The organism is Pyxidicoccus sp. M6 (assembly GCF_055568925.1).
This window is the reverse complement of sequence record NZ_CM145714.1, coordinates 13,014,444-13,036,745: the sequence shown is the minus strand read 5'-3', so window position 1 is coordinate 13,036,745 and position 22,302 is coordinate 13,014,444. Positions and strand designations below refer to the sequence as shown.

At 69.4% G+C, this 22,302-nt stretch carries 19 protein-coding genes and 1 pseudogene; 6 read left to right on the top strand and 14 right to left on the bottom strand.

All coding sequences use genetic code 11. The features are described from left to right. Position 1: 1 nt before the first annotated feature. Positions 2-2,677 carry a TonB-dependent receptor domain-containing protein gene (locus ACVTJA_RS51540; protein WP_465840729.1) on the bottom strand — a complete coding sequence of 892 codons (2,676 nt, stop codon included), beginning with the start codon at positions 2,675-2,677 and terminating at the stop codon, positions 2-4. 104 nt (positions 2,678-2,781) lie between these two features. Continuing rightward, positions 2,782-3,144, bottom strand: a complete 363-nt coding sequence (locus ACVTJA_RS51535) for a hypothetical protein (RefSeq protein WP_465832184.1) — start codon at positions 3,142-3,144, stop codon at positions 2,782-2,784. Positions 3,145-3,385: 241 nt separating this feature from the next. On the opposite strand from ACVTJA_RS51535, the gene mltA reads away from it, so the two are divergent. Beyond that, the gene (gene mltA, locus ACVTJA_RS51530) at positions 3,386-4,588 is read left to right on the top strand and encodes a murein transglycosylase A (RefSeq protein ID WP_465832182.1); all 1,203 of its coding nucleotides are present in this window, start codon (positions 3,386-3,388) and stop codon (positions 4,586-4,588) included. Here mltA and ACVTJA_RS51525 read toward each other — a convergent pair. Continuing rightward, a complete protein-coding gene (locus ACVTJA_RS51525) occupies positions 4,578-5,027 on the bottom strand; it encodes an OsmC family protein (protein WP_465832180.1) in 450 nt (149 codons plus the stop codon). The genes mltA and ACVTJA_RS51525 overlap by 11 nt on opposite strands. A gap of 263 nt (positions 5,028-5,290) precedes the next feature. Between ACVTJA_RS51525 and ACVTJA_RS51520 the strand changes: the two genes are divergently transcribed. Further along, positions 5,291-6,382 (top strand): 2-oxoglutarate and iron-dependent oxygenase domain-containing protein, encoded by a 1,092-nt coding sequence (locus ACVTJA_RS51520; protein WP_465832178.1) that lies wholly within the window; start codon positions 5,291-5,293, stop codon positions 6,380-6,382. A 50-nt stretch (positions 6,383-6,432) separates the two neighbouring features. Then, the gene (locus ACVTJA_RS51515; RefSeq protein WP_465832177.1) at positions 6,433-6,762 is read left to right on the top strand and encodes a DUF2845 domain-containing protein; all 330 of its coding nucleotides are present in this window, start codon (positions 6,433-6,435) and stop codon (positions 6,760-6,762) included. Here the strand turns inward: ACVTJA_RS51515 and ACVTJA_RS51510 are convergent, their stop codons facing one another. From ACVTJA_RS51510 to sitA5, 4 genes and pseudogenes are all read right to left on the bottom strand, one after another. After that, a complete protein-coding gene (locus ACVTJA_RS51510; protein WP_465832175.1) occupies positions 6,763-7,200 on the bottom strand; it encodes a hypothetical protein in 438 nt (145 codons plus the stop codon). A gap of 135 nt (positions 7,201-7,335) precedes the next feature. Continuing rightward, complete coding sequence (locus tag ACVTJA_RS51505) at positions 7,336-8,367, bottom strand: restriction endonuclease (protein WP_465832173.1); 1,032 nt, start codon at positions 8,365-8,367, stop codon at positions 7,336-7,338. Positions 8,368-8,443: 76 nt separating this feature from the next. Continuing rightward, positions 8,444-8,980 (bottom strand): hypothetical protein, encoded by a 537-nt coding sequence (locus tag ACVTJA_RS51500; protein ID WP_465832171.1) that lies wholly within the window; start codon positions 8,978-8,980, stop codon positions 8,444-8,446. Positions 8,981-9,116: 136 nt separating this feature from the next. Beyond that, positions 9,117-10,363 (bottom strand): annotated as a pseudogene (gene sitA5 / locus ACVTJA_RS51495) (SitA5 family polymorphic toxin). Between the two features lie 261 nt (positions 10,364-10,624). Here sitA5 and ACVTJA_RS51490 point away from each other — a divergent pair. The 3 genes from ACVTJA_RS51490 (at position 10,625) to ACVTJA_RS51480 (ending at position 13,907) form a co-directional block, all read left to right on the top strand. After that, on the top strand, positions 10,625-11,197 hold the full coding sequence (locus ACVTJA_RS51490) for a hypothetical protein (protein ID WP_465832169.1): 573 nt from the start codon (positions 10,625-10,627) through the stop codon (positions 11,195-11,197). A 391-nt stretch (positions 11,198-11,588) separates the two neighbouring features. Beyond that, positions 11,589-13,490 carry an ABC transporter permease gene (locus ACVTJA_RS51485; protein ID WP_465832167.1) on the top strand — a complete coding sequence of 634 codons (1,902 nt, stop codon included), beginning with the start codon at positions 11,589-11,591 and terminating at the stop codon, positions 13,488-13,490. Positions 13,491-13,532: 42 nt separating this feature from the next. Further along, positions 13,533-13,907 (top strand): PadR family transcriptional regulator, encoded by a 375-nt coding sequence (locus ACVTJA_RS51480; RefSeq protein WP_465832165.1) that lies wholly within the window; start codon positions 13,533-13,535, stop codon positions 13,905-13,907. A gap of 1 nt (position 13,908) precedes the next feature. Here ACVTJA_RS51480 and ACVTJA_RS51475 read toward each other — a convergent pair whose 3' ends face one another. The 7 genes from ACVTJA_RS51475 to ACVTJA_RS51445 all read right to left on the bottom strand — a co-directional run bounded on the left by ACVTJA_RS51475 (position 13,909) and on the right by ACVTJA_RS51445 (position 22,129). Then, on the bottom strand, positions 13,909-15,126 hold the full coding sequence (locus ACVTJA_RS51475; RefSeq protein WP_465832163.1) for a glycosyltransferase family 39 protein: 1,218 nt from the start codon (positions 15,124-15,126) through the stop codon (positions 13,909-13,911). A 119-nt stretch (positions 15,127-15,245) separates the two neighbouring features. After that, positions 15,246-15,839, bottom strand: coding sequence for a hypothetical protein (locus tag ACVTJA_RS51470; RefSeq protein ID WP_465832161.1), 594 nt, complete (start codon positions 15,837-15,839; stop codon positions 15,246-15,248). A 174-nt stretch (positions 15,840-16,013) separates the two neighbouring features. Next, positions 16,014-17,612 carry a serine hydrolase gene (locus ACVTJA_RS51465; RefSeq protein ID WP_465832160.1) on the bottom strand — a complete coding sequence of 533 codons (1,599 nt, stop codon included), beginning with the start codon at positions 17,610-17,612 and terminating at the stop codon, positions 16,014-16,016. Between the two features lie 145 nt (positions 17,613-17,757). Beyond that, a complete protein-coding gene (locus ACVTJA_RS51460; protein WP_465832158.1) occupies positions 17,758-19,251 on the bottom strand; it encodes a metallopeptidase domain-containing protein in 1,494 nt (497 codons plus the stop codon). Between the two features lie 187 nt (positions 19,252-19,438). Beyond that, entirely contained in the window at positions 19,439-20,773 is a 1,335-nt protein-coding gene (locus ACVTJA_RS51455; RefSeq protein WP_465832156.1) for a DsbA family protein, read from the bottom strand. 109 nt (positions 20,774-20,882) lie between these two features. Next, complete coding sequence (locus tag ACVTJA_RS51450; RefSeq protein WP_465832155.1) at positions 20,883-21,650, bottom strand: anti-sigma factor; 768 nt, start codon at positions 21,648-21,650, stop codon at positions 20,883-20,885. Continuing rightward, the gene (locus ACVTJA_RS51445; RefSeq protein WP_465832154.1) at positions 21,647-22,129 is read right to left on the bottom strand and encodes an RNA polymerase sigma factor; all 483 of its coding nucleotides are present in this window, start codon (positions 22,127-22,129) and stop codon (positions 21,647-21,649) included. Before ACVTJA_RS51445 ends, ACVTJA_RS51450 begins: the two co-directional genes overlap by 4 nt. Positions 22,130-22,302 lie beyond the last annotated feature (173 nt).

The window sequence follows — 22,302 nt, the reverse complement described above, 5'->3', positions numbered from 1 at the left end:
GTCAGAAGCTCCCCTTCACGCCGAGGGTGGGCAGAATCACCGGCACGCCCACTGCCGTCTTCTTCAGCCCGGTGGGCTTGCCGTAGCCGTACTCGTAGGAGAGGACCTCCTTGCGCGCGGTGATGTTGAAGACATCCAGGTACGCATCGAGCACGAAGTTGTCGAACACCCAGCTGCGCGAGGCGCGCACGTCGAGCCGGAAGAAGCCGGGCAGCCGGCCCACCGCGCCGCGGTCCACGGGCATCCACTCGGGGTTGCCGTCCGCGCCCACGCCCTCGCGCCGGGTGCGGTAGCCGAACTGGCCGGTCTCCGGACGGCCGGTGTTGAAGTGCGCCACCGCGCCGAGCGTGGCGAAGGAGAAGCGGTAGCTGAGCGCGGCATTCACCGTGTGCGCCTGCTCGAAGACGAAGGGAAGGTAGCCCTCCGCTTGTCCCAGCTCTTCACCGTTGGGCCCCAGCCGCGTGTAGTGCTCGTAGCGGCGGCTCTGGTTGAAGCCATACGTGAGCCAGCCGAACCAGTGCTTCCCGAGCGGCCGGCGCACCATCAACTCCACGCCGTAGGTGTAGCCACGGCTCTGGACGTCCTCGGCCTCCAGGCCGCGGCGGCGCACGTTGCTCACCACGTCCTCGAAGTTGAACTCCAGCGTGCGCAGCAGCGGGTTGAAGTAGGCCTCGGCGGACAGCTCCCAGTCCTGCGACGGCCGCCACTCCGCGCCCGCGCTGAACTGCAATGCCCGCTGCAGGCCGCGCTCCAGCGCGAGCATCTCTCCCGCGGGCACGGGGAGCAGAATGGTGGCGGGCTGGTGGTAGAGGCCCGCGCCGCCCTTGAGGGTGAGCGCGTCCGTGAGCGCGTGCCGCACCGCGAGCCGGGGCTCCAGCGCGAGGTACGTGTCCAGTCCGAAGCCGTGGTAGCTGTCCAGGCGCAGGCCCGGCACCAGCGTCCAGCGCGCGGTGGGCCGCCACGTCGCCTGCGCGCCCACGCCCGCGAAGGTGCCGAAGATGTCCGGCCGGCTGTACGCGTCGCGGTCGTCGATGGGGCCAATGGGACGGAAGAGGCCCGTGGCCTCGAGGCTCGCGCTGCGGCGCTCGAGCTGGCCGAAGGCCTCCAGCGTCAGCGAGGAGGACAGCTCGCGCGTGAAGCCGGTGCGCAGCGCGATGCTGCCCTGGGTGAGCTCGTACTTGCCGCTGGCAACGCCGCCGCTCTCGGAGAAGGCGAGGCCGAGCCGGTCATATCCGAGCGTCAGCCCCACCTCCGCCTCGCCGCCCGCGAGCGGATGGCGGCCGCGCAAGTCCACGCGGTGGAAGAGCAGCCCCACGCCGCCGCTCTCGTGGTCGGGATGGCGCGCCGTGATGCCCACCGCATCCGACGAGCCCATGACGAGCAGCCGCACCCGTCCCTCGTCACCCACGCGCTGCTCCACGCGGGCCTGGTAGTCCCAGTAGTCCGCGTAGAGCGCGGGCTCGCCCTCGTCCGGGTACTGCGCTCCGTTCGGGGCCGTGTACACGCTGGGCGCGGTGGTGGCGTTGGCCACGCGCGTGACGATGAGACCGGTGTAGCTGATGCGCGCGGCGGCGGTGACGGTGGTGCCCGTCTCGGGGAAGGGCACCTCCAGGAAGGCACCGCTGTTGATGAGGTCGAGGTACACGCTGCCGCGCACGCCGTCCTCCTCGCGAGGCCGGCTGACGTGCGCATCCACCGCACCGCCGAGCAGGCTGCCATGGCGCGACGAGGGCACGCCCACCTGGAAGTCGAGCGTGTCGATGAAGTCTGGATGGACGACGGCGTTGCCGAAGAGCAGGTGGTAGAGGAAGGGCACGCGCACGCCGTCCACGTAGAAGGCGCTGGCGGCGGGCTGCACGCCGCGCACGACGGGGTACGAGAGGCCCGAGGCCAGCGTCGTCACGCCGGGCATGAGCATGATGACGCGGAACGGGTCGCCCATGGTGCCGGGCACCTCGCGCAGCTCCTGGTCGTGCAGGGTGACGCGGGAGACCTCGGTGCGGGGCCGGTCCGCGCGCACCACCGTCTCGTAGGGATTCACCTCCAGCGGCTCCAGGCCGTAGAGGACGTCGAGGTGCTGGTGCGCCTCCAGCGTCTCGTCGATGTAGAGCGGCTGGTGGCCCGGCGCGGAGATTTTGAGACGCGTCTTCCCGGGGGCCAGCTCCAGGCGGAAGAGGCCCTGCGTGTCCGTCTCCGCCGTGGACTCACCTGCCTGCACGGTGGCACCTGCAATCGGCTTGCGGGTGCCCTTCTGGCGCACGCGGCCGGTGAGGAGGGCGCGCTGGGGCGGGGGCTCGAAGCGGTAGGAGTAGGGCAGGCGGACCGTGACGGGAGCGCCGTTAGAGGTGGCGGGGTTGAAGCGCAGGCGGCGCGCGGCCTCCAGCGCGACCGAGGCCAGCTCGGCGGGAGGCGCGTCACCGGTGACGGTGGCCTCCGTGACTTCGCCGGCCTCGTTGACGGTGAGCTCGAGCTGCACCACCACGGGGGCACTGAGAGTGAAGCCCTCCGGCATGCGCGCGGGCGCGTCCTCTCGCAAAGTGGGAGGGACGAGGGGCGCGGAGGTGGCGTCCGGGGCCGCCTGTTCTGTCTCGCCGGTGACAGCTGATGGAGGCGTTTGCGCCGAGGCGGGGGCGGCGCTCAGGGCCAGCGCGAGGAGGATGGGTAGGAAGCGCGTCATCATCAGGAGCGGGGCGAAGGCGGCTGTATGTCGCCGCGCCCCGATTTCCTGATCAAATCTTCTCGGGGGCCCAGCCCCTATACGCGCGGAGGCGCGTCAACGGGTCATACGAAGTTGCTGCTGAGCCGTCGGGCGCAGAGGGCATCGACCGCGGTGGCCGCGAGGACGTTGCTCAGCGCGAAGCCGACGCTGCCCTTCTTCGGGTTGTCCTTTATGGCCCTGCCCAGGCCCACGACGTCCAGCACGTCTCCGCCCACGCGCGCCCAGACCCACGGCGCGGGCCGGGCCGGCGACAGCAGGATGCCCACGCCCGCCGCGATTTCCCGCAGCCCGAAGACGCGCAGCAGTCCGGTGCGCTCCTCGCTCAGACCCAGGAACCGGGCGAGCGCGCGAGGCGCAATCAACTCCGTCAGGCCCAGGCCGATGCTGAGCCACCCGAGTCCCCGTGCCAGCTTCTTGGCGTTCATCGCTGTCGTCCTCCTGACTGGTGCGCGGGCGAACCCACCCTCACGCGCAAGAGTGCCGCCAGCGGAAGTTGTGGATGACTTCCTGGCTCGGGAGGTCCGTGGGCCAAGGCCGGCGGCGGGGCAGGCGAGCGTCCGCCGCGCCCCAGCGCATGCCGCACGGTGGAAGGCCCGGCTCGGTACATGGATGGCCATGGCGAGGGGCTTCGGCGCGCGAGGCAGGTGAGGTAGGTACGAGGGCCTCATGTCCACGCCGTACGTCCGAGCCCTCCTGCTGGCGGCCTGTGCCCTCCTCTTCACCGCCTGCCCTCGCCCCACGCGCGCGCCCATCACGAAGCCCGAGGAGGCGCTCATCCCCGTCTCCAGCTCTCTGAAGCTGCGCGACGACGGAGAGCCTGCGGCGCTGCGGGCCGCCATCGCGCAGAGCGTGTCGTGGCTGCGCACGCGGCCCGCGGACCAGGTCTTCATCTATGGACCTCGTCAGGTGACGGCGGGCGTCCTGCGGGCCGCGCTGGAGCGGCTGTCCTCGCGCATCGTGGACGGCATGTCGCCCGAGGAATTGACGGCGCGCGTGTTCGAGGAGTTCGAGCCGATGGAGTCCGCCGGAGGCGAGGACGGGCAGGTGCTCTTCACCGGCTACTATGAGCCCACGCTCGAGGCGAGTCTCACGCGGACGGCGGAGTACTCGGTGCCCATTCATGGGGCGCCGGGGGACCTGCTCGAGATTCCGCTGGAGGCCTTCGCGGAGCGCTTCAAGGCGGAGCGCGTCTTCGGGCGACTCGACGGGCGGAAGGTGGTGCCGTACTGGACGCGCGGAGAGATTCGCGGCGGCAGGTTGGACGGCCGGCGTCTGGAATTGGCGTGGGCGAGGGACCCGGTGGCGCTCTTCTTCATGGAGGTGCAGGGCAGCGGCCGGCTGCGGCTGCCGGACGGGAGCGAGCGCCGCATCGGCTATGCGGCGTCGAACGGGCGGCCGTACCGGAGCATCGGCACGCTGCTCATCCAGGAGGGCGTCATCCCCAAGGAGCAGATGTCGATGCAGGCGCTGCGCGCATGGCTGGCGGCGAACCCGGCGCAGTGCAATCGGGTGCTCGACTTCAACGAGTCGTATGTCTTCTTCCGCTACCTGGAGGGCCCCGCGGAGGGCTCGCTGGGGAGGCCGGTGACGCCGGGGCGCTCCATCGCCACGGACGCGCGGCTGTTCCCCAAGGGCGGGCTGGCCTACATCCACACCGAGCACCCCGTGCGGCTCGCGGATGGGACGGTGCAGTGGAGGCCGCTGTCGCGCTTCATGCTCAACCAGGACACGGGTGGCGCCATCCGAGGCGCGGGCCGGGTGGATGTCTTCTGGGGCCCCGGCCCCGAGGCGGAGCTGGCCGCGGGGATGATGAAGCAGAAGGGGCAGCTCTTCTTCCTCGTGCCGCGCGCGGTGCCGGCTACGCGCTGACCTTCAGGGTGATGTTCACCGGCGTGGCGTTGGCGAGGTTGTCGCTGACGGGGCAGCGCGCCTCCACCTCGCTCTTGAGCTTCGAAATCTGGTCCGCGTTGGCGGTGCTCTTCACGTGGATGACGACTTCGAGCGACTGGTAGCCGGCGCGCACGGTGCGGTCGGTGCCGGCGAACTTCGCGGGGTCCAGCGAGCCGCGCACGGTGATTTCCGTCCCGGACACGGGGATGCCCAGCTCCTTCGCGATGAAGAAGGTCATGTAGTTCAGACAGCCCGCGTGCGCGGCGAGGATGAAGTCGAGCGGGCTGGGCGCGCCGTTGCGGCCTCCGAGCTCCACGGGCTCGTCCATGAAGATTTTGAAGGCGCCGGCCTCGGTGGTGCTGCGGGCCATGCTCTCGCCGAACGTGCGGACCTCTCCGGTGTACAACTGCTTTCCCATGACGCGTCCTCCTCGTGAGGGAGATACGCGCGGGCCGGTGATTCCTGGTCGCCGCATGTCTGGGATTGCGGCCCGAGGAGACTCATCCATCCGGCCGGTGGAATCCGGACGCACCCGGCGAGCAGGGGAGGGAGCACGCGTGGGTGGCGGTCACACTCCGAAACCGGGCAGTATTGTCGCCGGCTCCAGTGGCCGGGGGGCTTACGCGTCCCCCGGTCCGCGCCCACTCCGGTGTGGCGCCGTGAGAAGACGAGGCATTCGGGATGAGCAGCGAAGCGGTGGAGACGAAAGACGGAGTCGTGGTCCTCGACTACGCGAAGCTCGAGGCGGGTGTGGATTTGTCGGCCGCCATCGAGCGCGCCTATGGACCGGATGGCATCGGCCTGCTGGTGGTGCGGGGCATCCCCGGGCTGGTGGAGCTGCGCAACGGCCTGCTGCCGCTGGGGTTCCGCTTCGCGGCGCTCCCCAACGAGGTGAAGGACAAGTATGTCCACCAGCGCAGCAGCTACTCCTTCGGCTGGAGCCACGGGAAGGAGCTGCTCAAGCCCGGCCAGTTCGATGAGTTCAAGGGCTCGTACTACAACAATCCCCAGTACGACGTGCCGCAGGCGGACGCGTCGCTGGTGGACAAGTACCCGGAGAACTACCACCCCAACGTGTGGCCGGAGGCGGACTTCCCGGAGCTGCGTCCCGCGTTCATGACGCTGGGCCAGCGGATGGTGGACGTGGGCGTGCTCGTCGCCGAGCAGTGTGACAGGTACGTGCGCGCGAAGCTGGGAGACAGGCTGTTCCCGGACGCACGGCTGGCGCAGACGATTCGCGAGTCGCGTGCGTGCAAGGCGCGGCTGCTCTACTACTTCGCCATCAACGAGGACGCGACGCCTCGCACGCGCGACTCGTGGTGTGGCTGGCACAGCGACCACGGCTCGCTGACGGCGCTCTGCCCGGCGATGTACTTCGAGGCGGAGCCCGGCGCTCCCGAGCCGGCGCGGTCGGATATTCCGCTGCCGGACCCCGAGGCCGGCCTGTACGTGCGCACGCGCAACGGACAGGAGCGGAAGGTGGTCATCCCCAAGGACTGCCTCGCGTTCCAGATTGGCGAGAGCTCGCAGATTGTGACGGGCGGGCTGTTGAGGGCGACGCCGCACGCGGTGCAGGCGCTGGCGCATCCGGCGAGCCGGAACATCTCGCGCTCCACGTTCGCGGTGTTCATGCAGCCGGACAACGACGCGCACCTGAGGGCGCCGGAGGGCACGGACCCGAAGGAGCAGAAGGTGGGCGCGTTCCAACCGGGGATGACCTTCGGCGACTTCGCGAGGGCGACGTTCGCGAAGTTCTACAATCCATACGCCTGAGTGAATTTTCGTCCAGGGGCCCACGTCATGGGCCGGACGGAGGAATTCGAATGCGTGCTCTCTGGATGGCCGTGGCTGTGTCGCTGGTAGGGATTCCCGTGGTGGGACAGGCGGCTTCGATGCGTTGCGGCACGGGGCTGGTGTCGGACGGGGCTTCGAAGTCGGACGTGGTGGCGAAGTGCGGAGAGCCCGTGTCGAAGGAGTCCCGCACGGAGTCGGAAGAGGTGAAGACGCGGGACGGGGACACCTCGACGAAGAAGACGGTGCAGAAGACGTTCGAGGAGTGGACGTACAACTTCGGCCCGAATCGTCTGATGCAGGTCGTGGTGTTCGAGAACGGCAAGCTCATCGAGGTGAAGAGCGCGGGGTACGGGCGGTAGTCAGGGCTGGTACGGATAGCGGGCCAGCACCTTGCCCTCGGGCGACACGGCATACAGCTCGAACCAGTCGAGCGTGAGGTTGAAGCCGGGGGCGAAGTTGCCGCACTTCTCCACGCGCTGGTTGATGCGAACGAAGTAGAGGCCCCGTTCCTGCCCGACGACAACCTCCATGGCCTTCGCCGAGTGGGAGCAAGTGCCTGTGGTTTCCTTCGGGAAGCTGGAGAGCAGGCGTTGCAGCGCGGCATGGGCCGCGAGGACCGCGGGCCCATCCAGAGTGGCCAGGGGCTTCACGTCCTCTGGCCACTCGATGCCTTCCGCGATGATGGGGCGACGCGTGGGAGCCCCCGCGTCGGTGCTGACGCTCCCTCCGTCGAGCTCCAGAGGCCCGCCGCTGAGCAGCAGTGAGGTGAGCAGGAGAAGATGATGAGGTGCTGGCATCTGGCCACCCTGGGAAACGTGGAACAGCGGTCGCGTCCGAGGGCCGCTCCGGCGTACTCGTCTTCCTGAAGCCAATCCCTGCCCGGCGGCGATTTCGGCAGCCGGGTAGGCGAGGCCCAGCGGGGCCCAGGACTACTACCGGGCCGGCCAGTAGAAGCGCTGCAACGGGACCAGCGCGCGCGTTGGCGCATCGAGTTGCTCGTATCGTTCGAGGAGCAGCTCGCGCAGGCGCGGCAGGGCGATGAGCGTGAGCGCGATGTTGGAGCGCTCGGCTTCGTAGTGCGCGTCCTTGGTGAAGCCGCCGGTGCTCACGTACAGGCACTTGTCATTGGCCTTGCGACCACCGAGGAAGGCGCGGAGCTCCTTGGTGCCCATGGGCGTGCCGGGGCGGTGCTTCACCTCGACGAAGATGCGGGGTTCCTGGAGGCCCAGTCCGTCCGGGGAGGCGAAGATGTCCACGCCACGGTCCGGACCCGGCTCGGAGACGCGGGTCTGGTAGCCCATCGAGCGCAGGATGCCGGCGACCAGGTGCTGCATCTGCTCCCAGCCCAGCCGGCTGATGGCGTCCTCGACGAAGGCTCCGGCCTTGTCGAACATCTCCGCACTCAGCTCCGCGTCCGAGCGGGGCTTGCCTTCGACGGCACGGGCCACGGGCGGAGTGACAGGAGGGGTTGTTTCTTCAGGGGCCTTATCGAGGGAGACCGCCTGTTCGACCAGTTCGGCGGCCACGTCGGAGCCCAGCTTGAAGAGGCTCTGGATGGCGCCGAGCGAGTTGCGCGCCGCCGTGCTCAGTCCGTCGCGGGAGACGCGGCCTGTCCACTTCACGCGGCGCATATGGGGCTTGGACTCGATGAGCTGGGGTGCCCACTCGTACTCTGAGGTCAGGGTGCCCACGAAGTAGAGGCGGCGCTCGCTGTCGTAGGTGATGACTCCTTCGCCGGACTTCATCTCGCTGACGAAGCGGGCGGACTGGTTGGCCCAGGTGGCGCGCGTGCCCTCTCCCTCTTCCGGGTACTTGTCCGCGTAGAGGCGCAGCAGGTCCGCCTTGGACTGAGAGGGGGACAGCGGGCCGAGCCTCGCGTCACCCATGGCGACGATGCCGTGGCGCAGGAACTCGTCGATGTTCTCACTGCCGCGCCCGGCGCGGACCATCCAGGTGGTCTTCATGTGCGGTCCTCTGTGGCGCTCTTGCGACTGGTGGCTTTGGTGGGGCATCGCTGCTTCGGTGTGGAGGCTTCGGACGCTAACCGCCGCCAGGCTGCTGTGGCGGCGGTAGGAGGCCCAGCGGGTCCCAGACGTATTTCTCGATGGGGATGAGCGCCATGTGGCTCATGGCGTGTCGCTCGGCGAAGCGCTTGAAGCGCTCGGAGACGAGGACGATGCCCCACATGCCTCTCGGCCGGAACACGTCTTCACCGTTCCACGTTCCTTCTTCCAGGAAGAGGCCGTCGATGGCGTCCGGGCCGGCGTAGCGGCACCAGGTACAGGTCGCGGGCTGCTTGGTGAGGATTCGGCTGCGCTCCAGGTCCAGGGCCGGCTGTCCGTAGGCCAGCGTGACGTAGAGGTACTTGGGTGGTGAGCCGGGCTTGGGGCCTCGGCCCCTGCGGCGGACCTTCTTCACCTCGACGGGATGGAAGCCGCTGAGTCCCGTGAGTCCCTCTGCTTGGAAGTCTTCGGCGAAGCGCTCGGTGATGATGAGTCCGCTGGCGCCATTCATGAGGTCGCCGAAATCCGTGCCATAGAGCTCCAGGTCGCCCTGGTAGGGAGGCTCCCAGCTCAATGCTCCGACGGTGTTTCCACACTGAGGGCAGCGTAGCGCGGGGCCGAAATTCGAGCTGGTCCTGCTGAACTCGGTGTCGTGCCTGCCTTCATTCTGCTTATCCAGGAGATAGAAGTGCGCAGAGGGGGGAATGGCTTCAGAAGCCATTGGGGAACCTCGCTCGCATGGCTGGGCGACTGTAGATTTCTCGCAAGAAGGCCTCGAATTGTTCGGGTGTTGCTCGATAAAGCGGTTCAGCCAGTCGATGACCTCTTTGTCCACTTCCCGGTGCCATGTCTGGTAGCCGTTATGGGCGTCCTTGTCGACGGCTCGCGTGACGAAGCGTGGGTCCCTCGCGGAATAGTGGCCACTGAGGGTGCCGTGCTTTTCAAGTGCTTCCGCTATCCGCTTCGAAATCACATGGTGGAGCTGCCCGCTCGGCGCTGATGCCGCTGAACCTCCACTCATGCCCTGCGCCACCATGGCAATCGCAGTGGCAGGCAGGGAGATGACGACGGTATTCCCCACGACGGCCACCGCGGACACCTGCCACACGTTGGCCAGATTGATGCCCAGCTGTGAGGCACCCGCCGCCGCTGCCTCAGTGAATCTGGGCAGCATCGACACCCGCGAGGCCAGCCAGGCGGCGCCCCCGGTCATGCCGTGGCTCACCGCCATCGTCACCGCGAGGACGAAGACGCGAGCCACCTCCGGGCCTACTCGGTTCGCGAAGCGTCGGCCGGCCTGCTCCAGCTCTTGCGGCATGGTGGCCAGGTCCGTCGTCCGCTTCAGCTCGCGGCACGCATCCACCACTTCGATGAAGACCTCCACTCCCAGGTAGCTCAACATCACCGCCGAGACGATGGCGGCTGCCTTGGTGAAGACGGGCTCGGGGTTCGCCGCCAGGACGACCCAGCTCACGAGCCCCGTCGAGATGACCGCATAGAAGAGCTGGGGAGCCAGGGTCTCCTCCACGGCCCGGGCGATGCTCTCTTTCATTGGGTCGAGCGACAGGGCCAGGGCGACCCCCAGCTTGTCCCACTCGCCCATGCCCATCGCATCGTCGAGCAGCGACAGGCAATCACCTCTCCGCTGTCCCGCCCTGCAGATGCCTCCGAAGCCCTTGGCCATGAGGCGCCGCCATCCCGCGTCGCCGCCGTTGGGCTGATGGGAGACGCGCTCCAGCAAGCCCTGCTGAGGAGAGCGGAGCGCCATGGGCGCATTGAGCACCAGTCGCGTCAGTGCTTCCTCGAACGCATCCGCATCCACCCTGACGGGTTTCGAGGCGGATGGCGTGTACTCCAGCGGCGTGCCCCGCCCCGTGTCGAGGCGCACGACGCGCGAGGTTCCGCATCCGGTCAACAGCGCCAGCAGCAGGAGCGCTACGGTTCGACGAAGTGCCATGCGAAGGACTCTGCATCGAGCGGGCACTCAGCGTACGGGCAAGACGCCACGGGTACGAGCAAAGGCGCGTCATCCGATTGTGCGCGCAACGGCGAGGAGCGCCAGCTCGGTGATGGAAACTCGCGGGCGGAAGATGGAGCGCGTGCCCGCAACGACGTGGCGGGCGCCCGGCTGGCCGGTCGGTACTACCGGGAACGAACCCGCGCGCACACTCGACGCCGCTGGTTCATGCCCCGGTGCCCGGGTCATGAATGCCCGGTGATGGATAAGAACGGGCAGCAGTTCAGGAAGTACACCGGCAGCCTTTTTCATTCCTACCTGGCGGGGCTCGACCTGCTCGGCCTGCGCGCGGAAGTGCGCAGCCGCGTCCCTCCCACCATCGGCAAGTTGATGGACGCGCCTCCGCTGCACTCCTCCTGGGTGGACATCGATGCCGTGGCCCCGTTGCTCCAGACCGTGCTGTCACTGAAGGGCCGCGAGAGCGTCCGTCGTCTCGGCTACGAGGCCACGCGCAGCACGACGCTGAAGTACCTCAAGCCGCGGATGCAGACGCTCACCCTGATGAGCGGCAAGGACCCCGCGGCCCTCTTCGCCGCGCTGGACTCGCTGTGCCGGCCCTTCTTCGCCGGCCTCTCGTTCCGCTGGACGCGCGAGTCTCCGCGCTCCGGCACGCTGGAGTTGCGCTCCACGTACTCGCTCGACACCGCGTCCTTCGCCGCGTGGGAGGGCACGCTGCTCCTCCTCTTCGACGAGTGCGGCGTCACCACCGGCACCATCAGCCCCGCCGTCCTCTCCGAGCAGGGGCGCGTCGGCACCCTGCGCGTGCAGTGGTAGGCGCGGGTCCTCCGTGACACGGCGTCGCGTCTGAAAATCCCACGCAATCGTCCGTCGCTGGCTCCGTATTCTACATTGTAGTAATACCCAGCCAGCAACCGAGGTGCGCGTGCCGTCGTCGGACTCGAGGAGTGGAGACCCGGTGAAGGTCCCCCGACTTCCTCTGGCCCTGATGCGGGCGTGGCTTCCGTATGCCGAGCGGGACGAGGTGGTTGCCGAGCTCTCCGACGAGTTCGCCTGGCGCGCGTCCCGTGAGGGCCCCCGTGCCGCGCGAGCGTGGTTGTGGCGGCAGGTGCTGGGCTCGGTGCCGCCGCTGGTGCGGCGGACCTTCACTCGCGGATGGACCGGCTTTGAGCCTGCGTCCAGCCGTCTGCGCCCAGGAGGCCCCCCGATGGAGAGCTTCATCATGGACCTGCGCTACGCGGCCCGCCGGCTGCGCTCGCGCCCCAGCTACGCGCTGCTCTCCATCCTCACGCTCGCCATCGGAGTGGGCGGGACGGCCGCGGCCTTCGGGCTCGTGCGCGGGCTGCTGCTGACGCCGCTGCCGTACCCCAACGAGGAGCGGCTCGGCCTCTTCTGGTCCCCGGGCGACTGGTCCGAGCGCGAGTTCCTCCACCTGTCCTCCGACTGGTCCGGCTTCAGCGCCGTCGCGGCGTTCCGCACCAAGGAGCTCCCGCTGCGCCGGGGCCCGCAGGCCTCGCCCGAGCTGGTGACGTCCGTCTCCACCAGCGCCGGTCTCTTCGACGTCCTCGGCGTCCGCCCCGCGCTGGGCCGCGCCTTCGAGCCAACCGAGGACCGTCCCGGCTCCGCGCCCGCGGTCATCATCAGCGACGGGCTGTACGCCGACCTCGGAGGCCAGCCGTCGCTCATCGGCGGCACGGTGGAGCTCGACGGCGCGACGCACACGGTGGTGGGTGTGATGCCGAAGGGCTTCTGGTTCCCGGACCCGACGGTGCGCGCCTGGGTGGCGGAGCCGTTCAATCCCGAGGACGGCTCGGGCAACTACGCGCTGGTGGGGCGGCGCGCGCCCGGGACGGACGGGCCCGTCATCGACCTGGCGCTGAAGCGGTTCGGCGCGCGGCTCAAGGAGCGCTTCGAGTATCCACAGGCCTGGGACAAGTCCCGCTCGCCGAAGCTGACGCCGCTTCGCGAGCACCTGCTGGGGCCCTTGCAGGCGCCGCTGCTCGCGACGCTCGCGGCCATGGCGGTGCTGCTGCTGATTGCATGCGCCAACGTCGCGGCGCTGATGCTCGGGCAGGTGGACAGCCGCGCCACGGAGCTCGCCGTCCGCGTGGCGCTGGGCGCGGACAGCCGGAGGATGACGCAGCAGTTGCTCGCGGAGGCACTGCTGCTCGGGCTCGCCGCCGCGGGAGTCGGCGCCGTCATCGCGGCCCAGGGCTTCCGGTTGCTCAGTGAGGCGTTGCCGCTCGGGCCGCTCGCGCCGCACGGCTCGCTGGACTGGGGCGTGTTCGCCGCGGCGCTCGTGCTGGCGCTCGTCGCGGCCTTCGGTGTGGCGCTGCTGCCGGCGCGCTCGCTGCGTAGGTCCGACCCGCAGCGCGCGCTGTCGAAGTCGCGCACCGGCGGCATCGGCGCGCGCGGTGGACGCACGGAGGGCGCGCTGGTGGTGGGGCAGGTGGCGCTCGCGGTGCTGCTGACGGCGGGGGCGGCGTTGCTCGTGCGCTCGGTGACGAACCTGCGCGCCATCGACTCGGGCGTGGACACCGGCCGCGTGGCGGTGCTGGACGTGGTGATGGAGGGCAACGTCGCGCGCGAGGCCCGGCCGCGCGTGATTGCGGACCTGGAGGCATCACTCGTGACGCTCCCGGGTGTCCGCTCGGTGGGCGCCACGCAGAAGCTGCCGCTGCGCGGGGCGGGTGAGGACTGGGGGCTCGAAATCGAAGGCAAGCCGGAGCTGCCCTCCAGCACCACGTACGTGCGACTGGTGTCGCCCGGGTACTTCGAGGCCATCGGCATCCAGTTGCTCGACGGGCGCTTCTTGCAGGAGAGCGACCGGGTGGATACGGAGCGCGCCGTGGTCATCAACCGCGCGCTCGCGAAGAAGTACTTCCCGGGGGAGAACCCCATCGGCCAGCGCATCAACACGGGGCTCGAAGGCCTGGAGCGCATCGTCGGCGTGGTGGAGGACGTGGCGGAGGCGGGCCTCACCGACGGCTCCGTCCCCGCGCGCTACATGCTGCACGCGCAGGTGGCGGACATGACGATGACGCGGCAGACGCTGGTGCTGCGCGCGCAGCCGGGGCAGGACCCCGCCGCCGTGTTCCGCGAGAGCTAGAGTCGCACGCGTTTCAAACCGTCGTTCCGGAAGGAGCATCCCGTGCCGTCCGCATCCAACACACCCTCCGACGCACCGCTCGGCACCTTCGAGGAGCAGGTGCTGCTCGCGGTGGTGCGCACCGCGCGGGCGCCCGACTCGGGGGGCGCGTACGGCATGGCCGTGCGCCGGGAATTGGAAGAGGTGGCCGGGCGCGAGGTGGCGATTGGCGCGGTGTACGCCACGCTGGACCGGCTCGAGGCGAAGGAGCTCGTCGCCTCGGAGCGGGCGGAGGGCGGCGCGGGCAACTCGCGGAGGAGGTTCGTCATCACGCCCCGGGGCGCGCGAGCGCTGGTGGACTCGCGCGAGATGCGGGAGCGGCTGTGGCGCGGCGTGGACCTCGTGCCGCTGCTCGCGGGCGGACGCGGCCGCGCCTGACTCAGAGTGAGCGGAGCATTCGTGCCAGGTGGGGCATCAGCGTGAGGACGAACAGGTTGAGCCCCACCGCCCATGCGACGAGGGGCTTCCAGCGCTCCGGGGGGATGTGCTTCGTGCCCAGCGCGATGAGCACCATCAGCACGGGCAGGAAGTCCAGGCAGAAGCGGTGCGCGTTCAGCTGGACGAAGCCGTTGTTGTAGTAGAGTAGCATGTGCAACAGGGCAAGCCCGACGCTCGTCCAGGCCGCTGCCACGGGGACGGAGGTGCCGTGCCCGCGAGCTGCCCACGCCACGAAGACGAACGGGCTGGCGATGGTGAGCGAAGTGCCGATGCCATCCACGGCGATGGGCTGCAGCAGGCGCGGCTGCGAGAAGACGAAGTGCGGCCCCTCCAGGAACATGGAGATGAAGTTGAAGGGCAGGTAGGCCCAGTGGAAGAGGCCGTACCGCTCCACCCGCGCCTGCAGGTAGTCCCCCAGCGGGATGTACGCGTAGCCGGTGTCGAAGGGGCTGCCGAAGCGCGCGGCGTTGTACGCCAGGTACACCAGCGCGCAGAGGCCGAAGGCGGTGAGCGCTCCTGCCACGTGCAGCACCTGGCGCTTCCGCCCTCCCGCCGCGCCCCGTTGCCAGAGCACGACCAGCAGGAAGATGAGGCTGTAGACGGCGAGCTGTCGCGACAGGAAGGCACAGCCCACCCACAGCCCGACGAGTACGCCACGCCCCCGGCCCAGCGCTTCCGCCACGGCGAGCACCAGGAAGGTGGCCGCCACCACGTGGGCGAAGAACCAGATGCCCGTGCTCCACAGCACGCAGGACCAGAAGCCCGTGCCCAGGAGGAAGGCCGCCACCATCCACGCGCGCTCTCTCGGGGCGAGCTCCAGTCGCTCGAAGAGCCGCCACAGGGTCCATCCCGCCACGAGGGCCAGCACGAAGGCGACAGCGCGCACGGGGGCGCGCTCCGGGCCCGTCACGGCCACCACCGGGAGCAGCAGCACCGCCGGGAGCGGCGGGAAGGGCACCCACGCCTTGCCGCCGTACAGCGCCACGTCATGCGAGTCCGCCCCCACGTCCATCCGGCCGTGGAGCCAGGAGTCCGCCTGGAGTGCGTAGAGGTTCGGCCCGGGCCACTTCGTCTTGAAGCTCAAGGCCACGCCGAGCGCCAGCAGGCACAGGAGCCATGGAGCAGGCCGCTTCCAGCGGGATGTCGTGTCTTCACGCATGCGCGTGAGGCGTTTACCTTCGGGGCCCCAGCTCGGCAACCAGAGGAGATGCCATCACCGGCTCAGCCGTGGACGCAGGTGCGCGTCGAAGTGGCCGCGCACCATGAGGCACGTCCCGTTCAGTAGGGGTCCTCTTCCCGGATGCTCCACTGGTCGTCGCGGGTCTCCGGCTTTCCCGTGGGACGGAGGTGCGCGAACGACAGGGTGAGCTCCACCTCGAACTCACGCGCCTGCGGAGGCTTGCCCAGGTAGATGTACTGCGTCCGGTTGCGGATGCACGCGTTCAGCATCCTCACCGGCGCGGGGTCCACCCGGCCGGCCTTGCCCTCACCGTTGGCGTCGAACTTCGCCGTCAGCCGGTAGCGCCGGGGGATGTCCTGCTTGCGCAGGATGGCCTCGCGGCCGCAGTAGTCGTAGTCCTTCAGGTGCTTCGCCAGGCGTTGGGCACCCCAGGCTTCGTTCGTCTGGGGCGGGCGCGGGGCGGGCTTCGCCGCGGTGGGCTTCGGGGCGGGCGTGGGCTCCACGATGTGCGCGTTCTCCTCGGGTGGAGGTGGAGCGGGAACCGGTGGCGCCGGGGGTGTGGGACGGGCCACGGGCGGCGGAGCCGGAGTCGGGCGCGGCGGTGTTGGCCGGGGAGGCGCCGCCAGGAGGTACGCGGCCATCCCCACACCCATCATCGTGACGACCCCCGCGCCGGCGACGAGCAGCATCACGGACGAGGACGACCTGGGGGTGGGGGGAGCACTGGGAACAGGAGCGACCCGCTGCGTCTGCGGGCGAGCGGGCCGCGTCGCGCCGCAATGGCCGCAGACCGGTTCTTCAGCGGGCGACTTCAGGAAGGGAGCGCCACAGTTGAAACATCGAGGAGCAGTAGCCACGCCGCCACTCTAGTGGCTCCGGGGGACATTTGAGGATGGGTCGAGGGGCGCGCCCAGCTTCTCGAGCATCTTCACGGCGTTGGTGTTCTTCGGGTTCAGCTCCAGCGACTTCTTGTAGCTCGCGATGGCCTCCGCCTTCTGGCCCGCTGTCATGTAGACCTCGCCGAGGCTGTCATGCGCATTCGCGTCCTCGGGGTAGAGCTCGACATTCGCCTGGAAGGTCTTCAGGGCATCGGCCACCTGCTTCTCACCGAGCAGCCGGTAGCCGAGGTTGTTCAAGTCGCCGGCAGACAGCGTGCTGCCCTTCCCGTCACGCTTCATGGACCGGTACCACGCGAGGGCGGCCTCCGTGCCCTTGAGCCGCGCGACCAGGTCCAGCTGGATGAAGGGCCCCTCCGGTCGGGGGACATACGACTTCCAGCCATACTCCGCGGCCACGGCGGCGGTGAGCCGGTCCAGCAGCAGGCCGCCGACGTCGGAGTTGGTCATGATGGCCACGCCGCTGCCCGAGTCCGCGAACGCCGTCAGCGCGCACTGGAAGCCCTCGTTCGAGCCGCCGTGCCCGAAGCGGTCGCCGTCCCCCAACTGGAAGCCCAGCCCGAAGGCCTCCGACTGCTTCGTGAGCATCTGCTTCGCCATCGCCTGGGACACCACGCGGTTGGATTTTCCCGCCCGCCCCTTCGACACCTCGATGGCGATGCGCGCCAGGTCGGACGGCGTCGTCCACAGGCCGGCGGCCGCCATCTCCGGGTAGACGTGCCACTTCCCCGCGAGGGTGTCGCCTCCGAAGTTCGTACCCGAGGCGGCCAGGGGCGCGAGGGCCGCGGGCAGGGGCTGCTCGTACGTGCTGTGCTTCAGGCCGAGCGGCGCCAGCACCGTCTCACGCATGATTCGCGGAAACGGCTTCTTCAGCTGGTCCACCATCATCGTCTGGACGATGGTGGTGCCGCCGCCGCTGTAGCGCGTCGTCGTCCCGGGGACGAGGTCCACCCGTACCGGCGCGGTGTTCGCGGGCTTCACCCCGTCGAGAATCTGCTGCACCGTGGGCAGGGGCTCGGTGACGGCGTAGCCGGGGAAGCCATGCACCGTGGTGCCCGCGCTGTGGCTCAGCAGCCGGCGCAGCGTCACCTTCTCCGTCTTCGTGTACTCATTCTCCGGCAGCTTCCACGAGACGAGCTTGTCGTTGATGTTCTCGTCGAGCGACCACTTCCCGGCCTCCACGTAGTGCGCCGCCGCGAGCGCCGTCACCGGCTTGCTGATGGAGGCGGCCTGGAAGAGTGTGTCGGGCGTGACGGAGTCCGAGCCGCCGGCCTGCTTCACGCCGTAGCCCTTGGCCCACACGAGCGCGCCCTTCTCGAAGACGGCCACGCTGACGCCGGGAATCTTGTACAGCTCCATCCACTGCTGGAGCGACAGGCGCGTGGGCTCCTTCTCGCCGGGGAGTGAGACCGCGGGAAGGCCCGCCTCCACCCGTGCGATGCGGGCTGCTTCGGAGGGACGGGCCATCCACTCGGTGGAGGGCTTTCGCGTGTCGGCCGCGGTGAGCAGGGCGACACCCGTGCAGCCGGCGAGAGCGGTGACGGCGAAGCGGCGGAGCTGTGGGCGCATGGCGTTTTCCAGAGGAGGAGGTCGGGGCTCCTACGATGGATGCCCGGGTCGATTGCATACCACCGTGTGCGCCGCTGGAAACACGACCGCCGGGCCCCTCTGACGAGGAACCCGGCGGCGTGTGTAGCGCGTTCAGTGAGCGGGATTACCGGCGCGTCTCGAACTCGGTGATGCACTTCTCGGTGCTCTCGGGCCGGACGAGGAAGGTCTGCGGCGCGATGAGGCTGTTGGTGGAGCCGAGGTTGGCGTCACCGATGGTGCTGGCGCCGTGGTAGACGAGCGCCGTCCAGTCGTTCTGCGACGTGTTGATGAAGTCCGAGGTGTCGCCGTCGTTGTTCAGGTCCTGGGCGATGGTGCCGGCCTGGATGACGCCGTTGCCGTTGAAGTCGAGGTTGGCGCTCGCGTTGCCGGTGCGGAGGATGGTGCCGATGCGCACGCCGTAGTGGGACAGGTCGGCCTCCGTCGTCGGAGCGATGGGCGAGAAGGCGTTGACCTCGCTGACGGAGGACTCGCTGAGGCCGGCGATGCGGACGCGCGAGTAGTCGAGGATGCCGTCGGTGCCGTCCTTCGTCAGGCCGCGGAGCTGGTACCCGTAGCTCATGAGGCTGAGGTAGTTGGCCTTGTAGTTCATGCCCTCGTTGCCGCCGTGCTGCAGGCCGATGTTGTGACCCAGCTCGTGCATGATGGTGCCGGCCTGCTGCTGCTCGGTGCCACCCGGGGTGGACCAGTTGCCCATGGTCACCATGAAGTCATGGCCGGGGATGCCGCGGGACAGACCGCTGGAGCCGCTGGCGTCGTACTGGTTGGCGACGAGCGCGTAGTGGAAGAAGGGCGCGCGGCGCGAGGGGAAGTACTTGGCCTTGATGACGTCGAAGTCCGTCCACGCCGGGTTGAGGTCCATGTCCGCGTCGGCGGCGGCAATCTGCTGGCTGAGCACCAGGTGCAGGTTGATGCCGGTGGAGCCGTCCGGGTTGCTCACGGGCGCGGCGGCGAAGGAGGCCGTCACGCGGTCCAGCGCGGCCTGAATCGGCTTGAGGCCGGGGTAGTAGTCCATCTCCACGAAGATGTCCTTCTTCTTCGGGTTGGCGCCGTAGTAGCGCAGGTCCACGCCGCCGGAGCCGTACAGCTCGGCGAAGTCGCTGAGCCTGTCACCGTCGGTGTCGGAGCTGAAGGCGTTGGTGCCGTATTGGTTCTCCGCCGCGTCGCAGACGCCGTCCGAGTCGGAGTCGGTGGCGAACAGCCCGCAGAGGTACACGGTCTGCACGTTGGAGACCTGGTACTCCTTCCCGTCCTGCTGGACCGTCTCGTAGTTGGGCTTGTGGTAGACGCTGACGGAGCGATAGCCCGTGCGGCTGTAGACGAGCTTGATGGCCTCCTCACCACTGGCGGGCATGATGATCTGCACATCGTCCTCGCCGTTGTGGTTGCCATAGGCGTCGAAGACGAAGAGGCCGGACGTGTCCGTCGCCTGGACGTTGGGGCTGGTGCAGCCGCTGCCGGAGCAGGTGCCCGAGGCGACGGTGACAGACACGCCCTCGATGGCGCTGCCCGTCGCGGCGTCGTTGACGTAACCGTAGACACAACCATTCAGTCCCACGGCGGCCACGGAGGCCACCAGGGCGGTGCGAAGCGTGGACATGAAACTTCCCCCTCGTTGGGTTCGGTGAGTGGAGCGGTGCGTGCTCGCTGACACCTGAACGGGGGAGGAAATAAATCTTCCCGGCGATTTTCTCCGCGAGGAAAGGGCCGGTGTGGGATGTCGTGCGCAAACAAAAGGCCCGGAGTCGGAAGGACTCCGAGCCTGACGGGCGGAAATCGCTCGGCGCCTACCGCGCCGCGACGCCGGACTTCTTCAGCTCGTCGTCGATGATGCGGCGGAAGTGGTCGATGGGCATGGCGCCCACCACCGGACGCCCGTTGATGAAGAACGTGGGCGTCGCGCCCGCGCCCACGCGCGTGCCCTCGCTCATGTCCGCCGTCACCTGGCCGTCGTACTTGCCCGAGTCGAGCGCCGCCTTGAAGCGCGCCTCGTTCAGCCCGAGCTGCTTCGCGTAGCCCTCCAGCGCGGCCCTGTCCAACTGCCGCTGGTTGGCGAAGAGCAGGTCGTGCATCTCCCAGAACTTCCCCTGCTCGTGCGCGGCCAGCGAGGCGATTGCCGCCAGCTTCGCGTGCGGGTGCATGGGCAGCGGCTGGTGCTTGAAGGCCACGCGCAGCTTGCCGGCGTACTCCTCCTCCAGCGCCTTCATCGTCGGCACCGCGCGGGCGCAGAACGGGCACTCGAAGTCGGAGAAGGCCACCAGCGTCACCGGCGCGTTCGCAGGCCCACGCGCGGGCGCGTTGCCCACCTCCACCTTCTGCGGCGGCAGCTCCTGCTGCGCCTGCGCCGCGGGCTGCGAGGGCGGACGGTCCACGCCCTTCTCGATGACGCGCGCGTACACCTCCGCCGGGCGCACGCCGCCCTTCACCAGCGCCTCCGCCTTGCCCAGCTCCTCGTCCACCACGCCGGTGAAGACCTCCAGCGGCTGCGCGCCGTTGATGTAGCGCCCGTTGATGAAGAAGCCCGGCGTGCCGTTGGCCCCCAGCTGCAGCGCCAGCGACTCGTCCTTGCGGACGCGCTCGGCCAGCCGCGCGTCACCCATGTCCTTCTTCCAGCGCTCCACGTCCAGGCCCAGCTCGCGCGCGTAGCGCTCCAGGTTCTCCCCGCCGAGCGCCCGCGCGTTGGCGAAGAGCGTGTCGTGCATCTCCCAGAACTTCCCCTGCTCACCGGCCGCCAGCACCGCCAGCGCCGCGGGCCGGGCGTTCCGATGCATGTCCAGCGGGTGCTGCTTCATCACCACGCGCAGCTTCTTTCCGTACTTCTCCTGGAGCTGCTTCACCGTCCCATGGGCGCGCGCGCAGAAGGGGCACTCGTAGTCGGAGAACTCCACCAGCGTGACGAGCGCGTCCTCGGGCCCCGCCGAGTACGAGCCGTCCAGCGGCACCTTGAAGACGGTGGACGCAATCGGAGGCCGCTGCCGGGCCCCCGGCGCCTTGGCGCCCGCTTGCGCCCCCCGTGCCTCGACGGCATTGGCGGACGCATCGCCGGGACGGCCCACACGGCCCCCGACGAAACCCAGCACGAGCCCCACGGTGAGGCTCACCCACACGGACGCTTTGGACACGACGCGACTCCTCGGAAGGAAACCTCGGGCATCCTGGACGGAGGCCCGGTGTCCCCTGGTGACGCGAGCACGCCCGGAGTTTCAGCGTCGAATTTCGAAGCCGATTTTTTCAGCGCGGCGTGAGCGTCACCCGCGTCTCGCCCAGCGGCTGGCCGCGCGCGTCAGTGAAGCGCGCGCGCACCTCCAGCGGACCGCTCAGCCACCCGCCCTGCACCGGGGTGCTGAAGGGCAACACGACGTCCACGCCCGGAGCCACCTCCGCCGGCGGGCCGTCGCTGGGGAAGAAGCGCAGCGGCTCGCCCGAGGGGGCCGCCGTCTCAATCGTCAGCCGCGCCGCCTCCGGCGCCGTGTAGCTGAACTGCACCGAGCTCCCTTCGGAGCACGCCAGCGTCCCACCGGGCCGTGCCTCGCCGCGCACCTGTCCGTCCGCGCCGATGCAGAAGGCGCGCACGCCCCACGCAGAGCCCTCCGCGGAGCGCACGCCCCATTCGTTGGCGCTGTCCCGCGTGTCCGCGCCCTTCTCGGGAAGGACTACCAGAAGCGCGAGCGCCGCGGCCGTCGCGAGGCCCAGCGAGATGCCCATCCAAGGACGAAAAAAGGACGGGCGCTCCGCGGGGCGCGGAGTTCTCACCGGCGCGGCGGCCCTGCTCTCCGAGAGCCGCGCGAAGAGCGCCTGCTCCAGCAGCGCCTGCCGTCCTTCCGGCAGCGCGCGCTTCTCCAGGGACGACTCCACGCGCGAGAGCTTGTCGTACGTCTCGCGGCAGCTCGGGCAGGTGGCCGCGTGCGAGCGCAGCCAGGTGAAGCCCTCCGCGTCCAGCTCGCCACGGAAGAGCGCCTGCAGGGCCTGCTTCGCCTTCGTGTCCGCGCACTCCGTCATGAATCGCCTCGCCGTCTGAAGAAGCTCCAGCCTCGGGTCTCCAGTCCCTCCAGGTAGCCGCGCGCCTGGAGGAAGCCGAGCAGCCGCGTCTTGATGCCGTGCTCCCTCCGCCGCACCTGGATGCGGGTGAGCCCCATCTGGCTCGCTGCCGTCTCCTGTGCCAGTCCCTCTCCGAAGCGCAGCTCGAACAGCCGCCGCTCCTCCGCGGAGAGGCCCTCCTTGAATCCCGCCACCAACGCCTCCACCTCCCGGTCCTCCAAGGTCTGCGCCAGTCCGCCGTTGTCCTCCGGCACCTCGCCCTGCGTCTCGAAGGGCTCCAGCCCCACCGCCATCTCCCGGTTGCGCGACTGCTCCAGGAGCACGTTGCGGGCGATGCCCATGAGGAAGTGGGGATAGGGCCGCGTGCCGTCGTACGCCGCGCGCGTCCGCGGCTCGAAGGCGCGGGCGAACGTCTCCAGCAGGAGGTTCTCCAGCTCCATCGCGCCCCTCTGGTGTGAGAAGACGCCTCCTCGCCAGGCCGCTGCCCTCAGCATGCGTGCGAGCCCCTCCGCGTGCGCGCGGTACACGGCCGCCAGGGCCTCCGGATTGCCGTCCCGGAAACGCCGCAATGTCTCGTCATCCCACTCCATCCCTCACGGGCTTACCGCGCTGT

What these genes read in the sequence shown, in the direction of transcription:
- ACVTJA_RS51535 (WP_465832184.1), bottom strand. Translation starts at nt 3,144, where the DNA reads ATGAACGCCAAGAAGCTGGCACGGGGACTCGGGTGGCTCAGCATCGGC.
- ACVTJA_RS51515 (WP_465832177.1), top strand. Translation starts at nt 6,433, where the DNA reads ATGCGTGCTCTCTGGATGGCCGTGGCTGTGTCGCTGGTAGGGATTCCC.
- ACVTJA_RS51475 (WP_465832163.1), bottom strand. Translation starts at nt 15,126, where the DNA reads ATGCGTGAAGACACGACATCCCGCTGGAAGCGGCCTGCTCCATGGCTC.
- ACVTJA_RS51505 (WP_465832173.1), bottom strand. Translation starts at nt 8,367, where the DNA reads ATGAAGACCACCTGGATGGTCCGCGCCGGGCGCGGCAGTGAGAACATC.
- ACVTJA_RS51510 (WP_465832175.1), bottom strand. Translation starts at nt 7,200, where the DNA reads ATGCCAGCACCTCATCATCTTCTCCTGCTCACCTCACTGCTGCTCAGC.
- ACVTJA_RS51490 (WP_465832169.1), top strand. Translation starts at nt 10,625, where the DNA reads ATGGATAAGAACGGGCAGCAGTTCAGGAAGTACACCGGCAGCCTTTTT.
- ACVTJA_RS51450 (WP_465832155.1), bottom strand. Translation starts at nt 21,650, where the DNA reads ATGACGGAGTGCGCGGACACGAAGGCGAAGCAGGCCCTGCAGGCGCTC.
- mltA (WP_465832182.1), top strand. Translation starts at nt 3,386, where the DNA reads ATGTCCACGCCGTACGTCCGAGCCCTCCTGCTGGCGGCCTGTGCCCTC.
- ACVTJA_RS51520 (WP_465832178.1), top strand. Translation starts at nt 5,291, where the DNA reads ATGAGCAGCGAAGCGGTGGAGACGAAAGACGGAGTCGTGGTCCTCGAC.
- ACVTJA_RS51540 (WP_465840729.1), bottom strand. Translation starts at nt 2,677, where the DNA reads ATGACGCGCTTCCTACCCATCCTCCTCGCGCTGGCCCTGAGCGCCGCC.
- ACVTJA_RS51485 (WP_465832167.1), top strand. Translation starts at nt 11,589, where the DNA reads ATGGAGAGCTTCATCATGGACCTGCGCTACGCGGCCCGCCGGCTGCGC.
- ACVTJA_RS51465 (WP_465832160.1), bottom strand. Translation starts at nt 17,612, where the DNA reads ATGCGCCCACAGCTCCGCCGCTTCGCCGTCACCGCTCTCGCCGGCTGC.
- ACVTJA_RS51460 (WP_465832158.1), bottom strand. Translation starts at nt 19,251, where the DNA reads ATGTCCACGCTTCGCACCGCCCTGGTGGCCTCCGTGGCCGCCGTGGGA.
- ACVTJA_RS51445 (WP_465832154.1), bottom strand. Translation starts at nt 22,129, where the DNA reads ATGGAGCTGGAGAACCTCCTGCTGGAGACGTTCGCCCGCGCCTTCGAG.
- ACVTJA_RS51525 (WP_465832180.1), bottom strand. Translation starts at nt 5,027, where the DNA reads ATGGGAAAGCAGTTGTACACCGGAGAGGTCCGCACGTTCGGCGAGAGC.